Source organism: Pseudarthrobacter sp. ATCC 49987, from assembly GCF_009928425.1.
In the GTDB taxonomy this organism is placed as follows: Bacteria; Actinomycetota; Actinomycetes; order Actinomycetales; family Micrococcaceae; genus Arthrobacter.
On the sequence record NZ_JAABNS010000001.1, the window covers coordinates 2054139 to 2066091 of the forward strand.

The following is an 11953-nucleotide window of genomic DNA, read 5'->3' on the forward strand; positions in this document are numbered from 1 at the left end:
TTGGGCCGAAAAGTCGCAAGCGTGCGGGGACCCGCATGACAGGCGAGAGGTGCGTCGCTGATCCCGGCCAGTGTTGGGGCTACCGCGTGAGTGGCGGCGGGAGGAGCGGGAGCAGGGCCGTTCCGGCTGCCGTGGTGTCGGCGGACATCTCCCAGACGCGGCGCAGCGCGCAGAACTTCCACCAGTGGTGCTTCAGGACCTCGGGGTTGGCACGCAGCGGACGGACTTCCGTCTGCCCGATCGCGACCGCCAGCAGGATCGGGGATTCGCCGTGCTGCCAGGCTTCCCACTCCCCTGCCACCGGATCCACCAGGCTTTCCTCCGCCTTCATGCCGGCCACGAGCTGCATGACCACCTTGTCATCCAGCGGTTTGACGGTGCCATCACGGCTGGTGCCCTTGGTCTTGTAGTCGATGAGGCAGGTCCGGCCGTTGATCCTGGCGACGAGGTCCAGGGTGCCGGCGTAGCCGACGGTCTTGTTCCAGACCGTGATTTCCGGGGCGATCGGCTCCACCTGGAAGAGTTCCCACCACTCGTCGAACCGTGCCGCAAAGCCTTCTTCACCATTGGCGGCGAGGGCCTCGCGGGTTTCCTTCATCTGGTGCGGACGGCCCAGAGCCCGCAGGGCCACCTGCTCGCAGTAGTTGTGCACCCGGTCCCCGCGCTTCGCAGCGTCGTCGCGGTAGGTCTCCGCCGCCTTGGCAGCACGGCTCACCGCCTGGCGCATCTTGGCCGGACTGCCGAGGATGCCTGGCAGGGTGGGGTCCTGGGCGAGGCTGTTGGCGCCCATGTACCCGAACCAGCCGTCCAGGCCGTGGGGCTGCTGGCCAATAACGGTGGTGATAGAGGGCACGGAGAACTGCTCCGAGGTGGAGCGTGCATACATCCGGCCGTAATCCGTGGCGTGGGCAAGAAGTGGGGCGGTCATGGCAAGACTCTTTCACGGGGGTGTGACAGTGGGCATCAACAAGAAAGGTCCGCCCCGCTGTGTGAGCGGAACGGACCATTCATTGGGTGGGCGATACTGGGTTCGAACCAGTGACCTCTTCGGTGTGAACGAAGCGCGCTACCACTGCGCCAATCGCCCCAATGCCATTGAATGCTAGCCCACCCCGGCGGAATTCAGAAATCGGCCGGCCTGGATGCGCTCGAGACCCTCAATACGTCGTCCGCGGCGGCCCCGCCGAAGTCCGGCCGCGCACGGGGCCGCCGGGGCGGCGTTGTGAAAACGGCGCCTAATTACATGGCTGTAATTAGTAAAAACCCCTGGAACACAAGGATGCAGCGGTCCCGGCGTCCGCCGTCGTCGTCCCGATTTGTAAGTTCCCTGAACCTCCTATAGAGTTCTTACTCGTTGGAACGCGAGGAAATGCCGATTGCGGCAGGGAATTGCAGACTAAAATGCGGACGTAGCTCAGCTGGTAGAGCACCACCTTGCCAAGGTGGATGTCGCGAGTTCGAATCTCGTCGTCCGCTCGCAGGACACTGTCACGGTAAGGTTCTTCGGAATCCTATCTACACGGTGGGTTGGCCGAGAGGCGAGGCAGCGGCCTGCAAAGCCGTATACACGGGTTCGAATCCCGTACCCACCTCGGTGAAAACCCTGGTTTCCGGTTTAGATCGGATGCAAGGGGCGATTGGCGCAGCGGTAGCGCGCTTCCCTGACACGGAAGAGGTCACTGGTTCGATCCCAGTATCGCCCACCAAAGCAAGGCAACTTGCTTGATGCAGTACCACCGGCCCAGCCGGCATGGAATAAAATGCGGACGTAGCTCAGCTGGTAGAGCACCACCTTGCCAAGGTGGATGTCGCGAGTTCGAATCTCGTCGTCCGCTCTCTTCATTACAACTCCACTCCGGATCCTTCCGGGTTGCGGGCGATTGGCGCAGCGGTAGCGCGCTTCCCTGACACGGAAGAGGTCACTGGTTCGATCCCAGTATCGCCCACCACAAGAGCAGCTCCCCCGGGGCTGCTCTTTTTTCGTGCACTGCAGGTCCTTCTACCCTGTGCACCTGGTCCTCCAGTCTTTACTCTGTGGGCGGACACCCTTGGCACCCCCGCGGCCTCCCGCTAGGGTAGAAAACGCAAGGAGCGATCTGGCTCCGCGACCGAAGGGAGGTGCCCGTGGGTTTACTTGACGATCTAAAGGGCAAGGCTCAGCACATTATTGGTGGCAACGAACAAGCCATCAAGGACGGCATCGAAAAGGCCGGCGATTTCGTCGACTCAAAGACCGGCGGAAAGCACGCCGACAAGATTGATGCCGTGCAGCGGGGCGCTTCCGACTTCGTGGACAAGGCGAACGACCAGCCGAACACGGCCCCGGCCGCCGATCAGGCTCCCGTAGCCGGTGAACCCCCCGCAGCCGGGGAACCCCGCCAGCCAGGCCTCTGACCCCAGATACGTCAGCGAGGTGCCGGTCCCGCCGAGAGGCGGCGCCGGCACCTCCGGCATTTAAGGGCACCAACGCTCCCTTGGCGCCGCCTCGCTTGAGGGTTTTTAACGAAGAAACGCGGGGTCCCTTGCGGCCCGTCCGGTGCATCCGGATGGGCTGTAGGTGACCCCGCGTTGCTGTGGTTGGTGCGGGACCGCTAGGAGGGTTCGTGGTTCTGGCCCTCGCGGGCCAGCGCGGTGAGCCTCGAAACAGCCCGGAAGTACTTTTTCGTGTATCCGCCGGTCATCATTTCCTCGGTGAAGAGCTGGTCGAACGGCACGCCGCTGGCCAGGATGGGCACATCCTTGTCGTACAGCCGGTCCGCGAGCACCACGAAGCGCAGCGCCACTGCCTGCTCCGTGATGGTGTGGACGTTCTTCCAGACCACGCCCTCTATCCCGTCCAGCAACTGCCGGTAGCGGCTCGGGTGGACGCCGGCCAGGTGGTTGATCAGCGTGCTGAACTCATCGCGCGCCACCGTCTTGCCGTGGAACTCATTCTGCATGTGGTGGGTCAACTGATCGTTCGGCAGCGGCTGCGGCGCGGCGGGCAGACCGCGGTGGCGGAAGTCCTCGCCGTCGATCCGTACGACGTCGAACTGGTCCGCCAGCACCTGGATCTCCCGGGCGAAGTCGACGGCGGCAAAGCGGCCGTCGCCCAGGGAACCCGGCAGGGTGTTGGAGGTGGCCGCAAGCTTGACGCCGGCGTCGGCCAGTTCGCGCATGAGCCGGGACATCAGCACGGTGTCGCCCGGATCATCGAGCTCGAATTCGTCAATGCAGACCAGCTTGTAGTGGCTCAGGGCCTCGACGGTCTTGCGGAAGGAGAGAGCCCCGACCAGGTTGGTGTATTCGACGAAGGTGCCGAACGCCTTCGGACCGGGCGCGGCGTGCCAGAGCGAGGCGAGCAGGTGGGTTTTGCCGACGCCGAAGCCGCCGTCGAGATAGATCCCTGCGCGGGACATGTCCTTCTTGCCGAAGAGGCGCTTGAAGAGCCCGTCGCCATCGCGTGCGCCGACGTTGGCCGCAAAACCTTCCAGCGCCCTGACCGCGGCGGCCTGGCTGGGCTGGGCCGGATCCGGCCGGTAGCTGGAAAACGAAACCTCGCCAAAGCGCGGCGACGGATAAAACCCGTTCAGGAGTTCATCCACTGAAACTGCCGGGGTGCGGGCGGCGAGCTGTTCGATCTGTACCAAGGTGGTCCGTTCTGCTGGTCTCTTGTCCCCAGAAAGAATACCGGCAAAGCGTCGGCCCTCTGGCGGCACACGGGCCAGGGGCGGACAGCACGTGACGAAGGCCATATTTCCGAGTGCGAACCGGGAGGGGCAATCCCGCCCGGTCGTGGCTAGTGTTGAAGGAGGCCCGGCGCCGCGTTCGATCCTTCCATGGCCCGGCCTCCTGACCGTTTCAGTGAAAGGCCATCCCCATGCCCTACCCCGTTGAGCAGAACGAGAAGTTCGCCGCGTACGCCCACCCCGAGCGCCTCGTGTCCACCGAATGGCTGGCCGCCGCGATCGACTCCGGCGCCCTCACCGACGGCAAGCTCGTGGTGGTGGAATCCGACGAGGACGTGCTGCTCTACGAGGTCGGCCACATCCCGGGCGCAGTGAAGGTCGACTGGCACACCGACCTGAATGACGAGGTCACCCGCGACTACGTCGACGGCGCAGCGTTCGCCGCCCTCGCCGCGGCCAAGGGAATCTCCCGCGACAGCACCGTGGTCATCTACGGCGACAAGTCCAATTGGTGGGCAACGTACGCCCTGTGGGTCTTTGAACTCTTCGGCCACGAGGACGTCCGGCTGCTCGACGGCGGCCGGGACAAGTGGATCGCCGAGGGCCGTGCCATCACCACGGACAAGCCCGCCATCACCCCCGGCGAGTACCCCGTCGTCGAACGTAACGACGCCCCGATCCGCGCCTTCAAAGAAGACGTCCTGGCCCACTTCGGCAAGCCGCTGATCGACGTCCGCTCCACCGAGGAGTACACCGGCCAGCGCACCCACATGCCCGCCTACCCCGAGGAAGGCGCCCTGCGCGGCGGGCACATCCCCACCGCGGCCTCCATCCCCTGGGCCCGGGCGGCTGCCGAGGACGGCACCTACCGGACCCGCCCCGAACTCGAGGCGCTGTACCTCGGCGAGGCCGGCCTCAAGGAGGGCGACGACGTCGTCGCGTACTGCCGCATCGGCGAACGTTCCAGCCACACCTGGTTCGCGCTCAAGTATCTGTTGGGCTTCGACTCGGTCCGCAACTACGACGGATCCTGGACCGAATGGGGCAACGCCGTCCGCGTCCCGATCGTCAAGGGTGCCGACCGCGGCACGGTACCGGCCGCCAGGTAGGCCAGCGCGTCAGCGGACGCCGATCGGGACACAAGCGGCGCGCGTGCGTAAGCTGGAAGAGATGAATACTCCTGCCCTCCCCACCGCACTGGCGGAAATTGTTGATGACTTCCAGGCCGTCACCGAGCCCGAACGGCTCCAGCTGCTGCTTGAGTTCTCCCGGGAGCTCCCGGAGCTCCCGGACCGGCTCAAGGACCACCCTGAACTGATGGAGCAGGTGGTGGAGTGCCAGTCACCGCTGTTCCTGACCATTGAAACGGAACAGTCCGACGGCGGCACGGCCGACACCGTCCGGCTCTTCTTCAAGGCACCCCCCGAAGCCCCCACCACCCGCGGCTTCGCGGGCGTGCTGCACGAGGGCCTCGACGGTCTGAGCCCGGCCGAAATCCTGGCCGTCCCGGACGACATGCCGGAGCTGCTGGGCCTCACCCGGGCCATCACCCCGCTCCGGATGCGCGGGATGACCGCCATGCTGGGCCGGATCAAACGCAAGGTTGCCGCCCTCCCCCAGCAGCCCTGACAGGCGCCCGGACACCCCGAGTATCGGAACAGAATGGCACGCAAGCAGGCGTCACAGGGAACCCCGGCCACCGCAGCACTGGCGGCCGCCGGGGTTCCCTTCGTCGCGCACCCCTACAGCCATGACCCGGCGGCCGCCAGCTACGGGCTGGAAGCTGCGGAGGTGCTCGGCATCGATCCGGCCCGGGTGTTCAAAACCCTGATGGTCGACGTCGACGGCCGGCTTGCCGTCGGCGTCGTGCCGGTGAGCGGCAACCTGGACCTCAAGGCGATGGCGGCGGCGCTGGGGGGCAAAAAGGCGGCGATGGCGGACCCGGCGGTGGCACAGCGCCGCACCGGCTATGTGCTTGGTGGCATCTCACCGCTCGGGCAGCGCCAGCCCTCCCCCACGGTTGTGGATGACAGCGCACTGGGCCTGGACACGATTCTGGTGTCGGGCGGGCGGCGCGGCCTGGACCTCGAGCTGAGCCCGGCCGAACTGATCCGGCTCACCGACGCCCGCACGGCACGGATCGGCACCGGCAGGAACTAGACGGGCTCCGGATTCGGCTGGCCCGGGTTCGGGCGGGGCGCGAGCTGCTGCCCCAGCCAGGCCGTGACCAGCCGCTCCCAGCGCTCTGGATCCACGTTCCATTCCTTGGTGTGCCGGGCGCGGCCGAAGGTCTCGAAGGTGACCATCTCCGGGTTCTTCTCGGCCAGGGCAGCGGACGGGCCGTAGGGGACATATTCGTCGTCCACGCTGTGGATGATCAGCGTCGGCGTCCGCAGCTCCACCGCGCGGGAAACCCAGTCCATCGCTTTCAGGTCCACCGGCGCGGCGAGGCCGGTCAGCCGGCGCCCCAGCTTGTGGCTCATCATCAGCTGCCCGTACCGGCCCACCGCGGAGGGGATCCGGTTGAGTTCGGCGTGGTGTGCCAGCACGTTCACCCAGTTGATGACCGGGGCGTCCAGCACCATGGCCCGGATCAGGGGGTGGTAGCGGGACAAGTCCGCGGTCTGGAGGCAGATGGCCCCGCCCATGGACCAGCCAAGAAGCACCACTTCGCGGGCGCCGTGTTCCAGGGCAAAGCCGATGGCCGCCTCGACGTCGAGCCACTCGGTGGAGCCCAGGCCGTAACGCCCGTCCTGTGCCGAGGGGGCCATGCCGTCATTGCGGTAGGAGATCAGCAGGCTGGACATGCCCAGTTCCAGGGAGGTCCGGACCGCCCGGAGGCATTCCTGCCGGCTCGCTCCCCTGCCGTGCACCATGATGGCCCAGATGCCCGACTCCTGCGGGGCCCGGACCAGCCACGCTGGAGCGGTCCCGCCGTCGACGTCGATGTCCACGTCTTCCGCGGGCAGGCCGATGCTGGCCGGGTCCGGGTAGGCGGCGCCGCTCCAGTAGCCCCGGCGCGCCGTGCTGAGGTCGCCGCTGTAGACGGCCTCGACCTCCCGCTGCACGGTGCGCTCCGCCGGCGAATACGACACGATCCGGCCGATCCGGGCGTGTCCCCGGCCGCCGTCGAAGAACAATCCATAGACGCCCTCGACCGTGGCCTCCGGTGTGGCGGCCAGGATGACCTCCAGCCCGTGCCCGCCCCGGATGACGGCGAGGACTTCCTGGTCCTCCTCCTTGACCCGGGCGGGAGTAATCACGCGGCGCGCGAAATACAGGGCCAGGGCAGAGGAACCGGCAGCCAGCAGGCCGGCCGCAGCACTGCCGCCAATGATGCCGCCGAGCGCCCATTTGGCGCCGCCCTTGACCGAAACTTCGGCCGCGGGAGCAGCCGCGGCAAGGGCGGCCTGTCCACGGGCGGTGGAGATCCGGCGCGGGTCCGGCAGGAGGCGGGGGGAGGAAGCCATGGCACCATTCTTACCGAACTCCCCGCCCACCGTGGCATCCGTGGTTCAGCACGGCATCCGGGAAGCGCACGGGGACCCAAACCGTGCGGGTGTGCCGGCGCGCGACTAGGCTGGGGGCATGAGTGATCCAATCGTCATTTTGACAGAAGAGCCCCTCGGCGCGGACGACCGCGTCAACATCGAAACCCTGCTTGCCGGAGGTGATGTACCCCTGGTGGTCCTGGTTCCGGCCAGCACCGAGCGGCACCTGCTGGTGGATTTCCTGGAGAACCTCTCCTTGCTGGAAATCTCCAAGGCCTTCCGTGAACTGACGGCACACTCCGATCCCGCGGAGGAACGCGCCGAAGCCGCCGAAACCCTGTCCGTCTCGCTCGCGGCCCTGGCCGGGCTTGGCAGCGGCGTGACCGGCGAAATCGTCGAGGGCAGGGCCGTCGACGGAATGGTCGCCCGGGTCAAGGAACTCGGCGCCGGGCAGGCTGTGGTGATCACCCGCCCGCACGCCGTCGCGGACACCTTCCACACCGACTGGGCCACCAAGGCGCAGGACAAACTCGGGCTCCCGGTCCTGCATCTTTACGCCGGATCGGGATTTATCGGGGACTCCTGAGCGTTATTGAGGCTATGAGCATCTTTAGTAACAGGCCAAAAGTCTCGCCCGTCACCGCCCCTGCGGCCGCAAGCGCGGCCGGGTCCGGTGCCGGGAGCGTCAACCCGCCCGTTGAAAAATCCGACGAGCAGTGGCGCCAGGAACTGACGCCGGAGGAGTACCGTGTGCTCCGCCAGGCCGGGACCGAGCGTCCCTACACCGGCGAGTACTGGGACACTCACACCGCAGGCGTCTACCAGTGCCGTGCCTGCGGCACGGAGCTCTTCACCAGCCAGGAGAAGTTCGATTCGCACTGCGGCTGGCCCTCGTTCTGGGCCCCGCTGGCGGACGGCACGGTGAGATACATCCACGACCGGACGCTTGGCATGGAACGCGTCGAGGTCCGCTGCGCCCACTGTGATTCACACCTCGGCCATGTGTTCGAGGGTGAAGGCTACGGAACCCCGACTGACCAGCGCTTCTGCATCAATTCCGTCTCCCTCAAGCTGGTATCCGCGGACGACGCCGGCCAGTAGCCCGAGCCCGACCCAGCTACGCAGAGGACCCCCGCCAGGCGCCGCAACAGCGGTGCAGACCGGGGGTCCTCTGCCGTTCCCGGAACGCCGCGCACCCGGCGGTCCCTCCGGCGCCGCGGGCAACTGGGGGGCCAGCCCCGCCGCCGCTGGAGCTGGCCCGGGCAGGGCGGCCGACTTGCCCCAGACTTTCTTATGCTCAAGCCAATTTTGCGTTAGGGATTCTGTTTTGCTTGCTACGCTCGTCTTAGCTACTGACGAGCGACGCTCCCAGCAAATAGAAAGGCGCCTGCTGACGATGACTACCACCGCTATCACCACCACTGCCCCGATCTCGGCCGACTCCCCGGAGTGGCTGCAGCTCAAGGCTGCCGCCACCGCTTTGCAGGCACTCCAGGCCCAGGACGGGTCCGTTCCGGAGGCCGCCAACCACGAGGCAGCCGCCGGGCATGTCCGCACGATCGCTGCGGCCATCCAGGCCCTGGCACCGTCCTTTCCGCACGACGCCGACTACCTCGCCCTCCTTGTAACCGACTTCGGCCGCTGGGCCGACGGCGGCTTCGGTGTGCCCGACTTCCTGGACTCCCTGCAAGCATTCCAGCCGCAGCGGCAACGGGTGAACGGCCGCAAGCACCTCGTCGTGTTCCCGATGTACACGCAGAACGGCAGCAGCAACCGCCTCGTCGAGGCCGTGCTGATCGAGGTCATCTGGCCCGAGTTCGTCGCCGGCCTCGAGGAAGGCGAATACTCCAACAAGCTCTTCGTCCCGATCCGTTTCCTCGACTTCACCCCGGGCTACAACACCAACTCCGCGGTGCTGTTCCCGGAGACCGTCGCCGTCCGCGAAACCCCCACCTTCACGTGGGGCGCCATCTTCGCCGACCGTGAGGCGGCCCGCTTCCGCCGGGTGCTCCGCGCCGCCGCGGACATCACCTCGCTGCACCTGCCCGAAGACGCGGCCGCGTTGCTGGAGGACCAGGAGCTGACCCAGGAAACCTTCGTGATGTGGGACCTCATCCACGACCGCACCCACATGCGCGGCGACCTGCCCTTCGACCCGTTTATGATCAAGCAGCGCATGCCGTTCTTCCTTTACTCCCTCGAGGAACTGCGCTGCGACCTGACCGCCTTCCGCGAATCCGTGAAGATCGAAAAGGACGAGGACGCCGATCCCGAGGCACGCCGGCACGCCAAGCTGGTCCAGTACGCCGTCATCTTCGACCGGATCTTCCGCTTCGCCATCACCGGCAGCCGCGTCCGCAACTACGACGGCCTCGGCGGCCAGCTGCTCTTTGCATGGATGCACCAGCACCACGTCCTGCACTGGACCGACAGCAAACTCAGCATCGACTGGGACCAGGTTGCCGACGTCGTGGTTGAACTCGGCGCCAGGATCGAGGAACTGTACTGGCGCTCGATCGACCGTCCCAAGATGGCACACTGGCTTGCCGCGTACGAGCTGATCTCCGGCACCGTCACGCCCAACCCGGCCTCCGTGTGGGCCAAGGGACCGGATGCGCTGCCGCTGGCCGGCCCGCCGCGCGGCCTCACCGACCAGGTGCTCGACGACGAGTTCCCGTTGTCCATGTTCTACGAGGCCCTCGAGAAGAAAATGCGCCCCGTCATCGAATCCACGGCCGGCATCACGGGAACGTCTGATACCGGGACAGCCATCAGTCCCATGAACGCCGGATGAACGCCGCCCGCTCCCTGAACGTGCTGGTCACGGGCGGCAGCGGCCCTTCGGGGATCGCCGCCGCCCGCGCCCTGCACAACGCCGGGCACACCGTCTTCACCGTCGGCTCGGACCGGCCCCGGATTGAGGCGGCCGCCGCGGAAGCCGGCAGCGGCATCACGCCGCTGGTGTGCGACCTCGCGGACCTCGCGGAGGTCCGGAATCTGCACGCCGCCGTGCGGGCGGCGCTGGCCGGAACCGGCGGGGCCATCGACGGGGTCATCCACCTGGTCGGCGGCTGGCGCGGCGCCAAAGGCATCACCGACCAGAGCGATGAGGACTGGGAGTTCCTGGAACGCGGCGCCATCACCACGCTGCGGAACGTCACACGGGTCTTCTACGACGACCTCGCGGCCTCCGACGCCGGGCGCTTCGCCATGGTCTCCTCCACAGCCGTGAGCAAGCCGACGGCGGGCGGCGCCAGCTATGTGGCCGCCAAAGCCGCCGCCGAAGCCTGGACCCTGGCCGTCGCCGACGGCTTCCACCGCGGGCAATCGGGGGCCGCCGGCCCCGGCAGTGACGCCGTCCCCGTGGAACACCGCAGCGCCGCGGTGATCTTTGTGGTGAAGGCCCTCGTGGACGCGGGCATGCGGGCGAGGTCCCCGGAACGCACCTTCCCGGGCTTCACCGACGTCGAGGACCTGGCCGCTGCCACCGTCGGGCTCTTCACCTCCCCCGCGGCGGACCTGAACGGCCAGCGGCTGCTCCTGGGCGCCGGTCCCAGACCCTGACCCGCAGCCCTGGACTTAGCCCCGGGGCCCGGACCTCCCTAGACTGAAAGCGTGAGCAAATCGATGACAAGCACAGTTGAAACTGCCCCTGCCAGCACTGCGGTGCGGCTCCACGATCCCTCTGTCCGCGGCTTTGCCTCGGACAACTACTCGGGCGTCCATCCCGAGGTCCTGGCCGCCCTGGCCGCTGCCAACGAGGGCCATCAGGTCTCCTACGGCGAGGACGACTACACCGCCCGGCTGCAGCAGCTGATGGAGGAGCACTTCGGCGAAGGCATCGAGTGCTTCCCGGTCTTCAACGGCACCGGCGCGAACGTGCTGTCGCTGCAGTCCCTGCTCCCGCGCTGGGGCGCCGTCATTTGCGCATCCACCGCGCACATCAACATGGACGAGAACGGCGCCCCGGAACGTATCGGCGGCATCAAGCTGCTCCAGGTCCCCACGGAGGACGGCAAACTCACCCCCGAGCTGATCGACAAGGAAGCCTGGGGCTGGGGCGACGAGCACCGCGCGCAGCCGCTGGCCGTGTCCATCACGCAGACCACCGAACTCGGCACCTGCTACACGCCGGACGAAGTGCGGAGAATCGCTGAGCATGTCCACTCCAAGGGCATGAAGCTGCACATGGACGGCGCCCGGCTGGCCAATGCCGCGGCCCACCTGAACGTGCCGCTGCGGGCCTTCACCCGCGACGCCGGCGTGGACATCCTCTCCTTCGGCGGCACCAAGAACGGCCTGCTCTTCGGCGAGGTGGTCATCGCGCTGAACCCCGCCGCTGCCCAGGGCCTGATCTACCTGCGCAAGATGAACATGCAACTGGCCTCCAAGATGCGGTTCATGTCCGCGCAGTTCATCGCACTGCTCGAGGGTGACCTGTGGCTGCGCTCCGCCTCGCACGCCAACGCCATGGCCACCCGGCTTCGTGCCGGCGTCGAGTCCATCCCCGGCGTCGAGCTGAGCCAGAAGACGGAGTCCAACGGCGTGTTCGCGATCCTGCCGGCAGGAGTGGCGGACCGGCTGCGCAGGTCCTTCCGTTTCTACGACTGGAACGAGGCAGCCCGCGAGGTCCGCTGGATGTGTTCCTTCGACACCACCGAGGACGACGTTGATTCCTTCATCGCTGCCATCAAGCGCGAACTCGCTGCCGGCTGATCCAGCCGGCAGGTCCGCCTCCGTCGCCCGCCGAAACCCGGACCGGGCAGCGGCGGCGAGCCTGCCGGGCTTGGGAGC

The 11953-nt window shown here is 67.1% G+C and carries 12 protein-coding genes and 6 tRNA genes; 14 read left to right on the forward strand and 4 right to left on the reverse strand.

Features of this window, described 5'->3' with window-relative positions:
* Positions 1–79 precede the first annotated feature (79 nt).
* Together GXK59_RS09710 and GXK59_RS09715 are read right to left on the reverse strand one after the other, a co-directional pair.
* On the reverse strand, positions 80–928 hold the full coding sequence (locus GXK59_RS09710; protein WP_160666335.1) for a cytochrome: 849 nt from the start codon (positions 926–928) through the stop codon (positions 80–82).
* Between the two features lie 87 nt (positions 929–1015).
* Positions 1016–1087 (reverse strand) — tRNA-Val (locus GXK59_RS09715).
* A 316-nt stretch (positions 1088–1403) separates the two neighbouring features.
* Between GXK59_RS09715 and GXK59_RS09720 the strand changes: the two genes are divergently transcribed.
* The 6 genes from GXK59_RS09720 (at position 1404) to GXK59_RS09745 (ending at position 2394) form a co-directional block, all read left to right on the forward strand.
* Positions 1404–1476 (forward strand) — tRNA-Gly (locus GXK59_RS09720).
* Positions 1477–1521: 45 nt separating this feature from the next.
* A tRNA-Cys gene (locus GXK59_RS09725) sits at positions 1522–1592 on the forward strand.
* Between the two features lie 39 nt (positions 1593–1631).
* Positions 1632–1706 (forward strand) — tRNA-Val (locus tag GXK59_RS09730).
* Between the two features lie 56 nt (positions 1707–1762).
* Positions 1763–1835 (forward strand) — tRNA-Gly (locus GXK59_RS09735).
* Between the two features lie 39 nt (positions 1836–1874).
* Positions 1875–1949, forward strand: a tRNA-Val gene (locus tag GXK59_RS09740).
* Between the two features lie 175 nt (positions 1950–2124).
* Positions 2125–2394, forward strand: a complete 270-nt coding sequence (locus tag GXK59_RS09745; protein WP_202129103.1) for an antitoxin — start codon at positions 2125–2127, stop codon at positions 2392–2394.
* Positions 2395–2591: 197 nt separating this feature from the next.
* Here the strand turns inward: GXK59_RS09745 and zapE are convergent, their stop codons facing one another.
* Positions 2592–3629 (reverse strand): cell division protein ZapE, encoded by a 1038-nt coding sequence (zapE, locus tag GXK59_RS09750; RefSeq protein ID WP_160666337.1) that lies wholly within the window; start codon positions 3627–3629, stop codon positions 2592–2594.
* Positions 3630–3859: 230 nt separating this feature from the next.
* Between zapE and GXK59_RS09755 the strand changes: the two genes are divergently transcribed.
* The 3 genes from GXK59_RS09755 (at position 3860) to ybaK (ending at position 5828) form a co-directional block, all read left to right on the forward strand.
* The gene (locus tag GXK59_RS09755) at positions 3860–4777 is read left to right on the forward strand and encodes a sulfurtransferase (RefSeq protein WP_160666339.1); all 918 of its coding nucleotides are present in this window, start codon (positions 3860–3862) and stop codon (positions 4775–4777) included.
* 61 nt (positions 4778–4838) lie between these two features.
* A complete protein-coding gene (locus tag GXK59_RS09760; RefSeq protein WP_202129104.1) occupies positions 4839–5297 on the forward strand; it encodes a SufE family protein in 459 nt (152 codons plus the stop codon).
* Positions 5298–5330: 33 nt separating this feature from the next.
* Entirely contained in the window at positions 5331–5828 is a 498-nt protein-coding gene (ybaK, locus tag GXK59_RS09765; protein ID WP_160666343.1) for a Cys-tRNA(Pro) deacylase, read from the forward strand.
* Here the strand turns inward: ybaK and GXK59_RS09770 are convergent.
* Complete coding sequence (locus tag GXK59_RS09770) at positions 5825–7138, reverse strand: alpha/beta hydrolase family protein (RefSeq protein WP_160666345.1); 1314 nt, start codon at positions 7136–7138, stop codon at positions 5825–5827. The two genes, ybaK and GXK59_RS09770, sit on opposite strands and share 4 nt — an antisense overlap.
* Before the next feature lie 118 nt (positions 7139–7256).
* On the opposite strand from GXK59_RS09770, the gene GXK59_RS09775 reads away from it, so the two are divergent.
* The 5 genes from GXK59_RS09775 to GXK59_RS09795 all read left to right on the forward strand — a co-directional run bounded on the left by GXK59_RS09775 (position 7257) and on the right by GXK59_RS09795 (position 11875).
* Positions 7257–7745: a hypothetical protein gene (locus GXK59_RS09775; RefSeq protein WP_160666347.1), complete on the forward strand. Its 489-nt coding sequence runs from the start codon at positions 7257–7259 to the stop codon at positions 7743–7745.
* Between the two features lie 14 nt (positions 7746–7759).
* Complete coding sequence (gene msrB, locus GXK59_RS09780) at positions 7760–8260, forward strand: peptide-methionine (R)-S-oxide reductase MsrB (protein WP_160666349.1); 501 nt, start codon at positions 7760–7762, stop codon at positions 8258–8260.
* A gap of 295 nt (positions 8261–8555) precedes the next feature.
* Entirely contained in the window at positions 8556–9953 is a 1398-nt protein-coding gene (locus tag GXK59_RS09785) for a DUF6421 family protein (RefSeq protein ID WP_160666351.1), read from the forward strand.
* The gene (locus GXK59_RS09790) at positions 9950–10723 is read left to right on the forward strand and encodes an SDR family oxidoreductase (RefSeq protein WP_160666353.1); all 774 of its coding nucleotides are present in this window, start codon (positions 9950–9952) and stop codon (positions 10721–10723) included. The genes GXK59_RS09785 and GXK59_RS09790 overlap by 4 nt, the downstream gene beginning before the upstream one ends.
* A gap of 63 nt (positions 10724–10786) precedes the next feature.
* On the forward strand, positions 10787–11875 hold the full coding sequence (locus GXK59_RS09795; protein WP_160669083.1) for a threonine aldolase family protein: 1089 nt from the start codon (positions 10787–10789) through the stop codon (positions 11873–11875).
* Positions 11876–11953 lie beyond the last annotated feature (78 nt).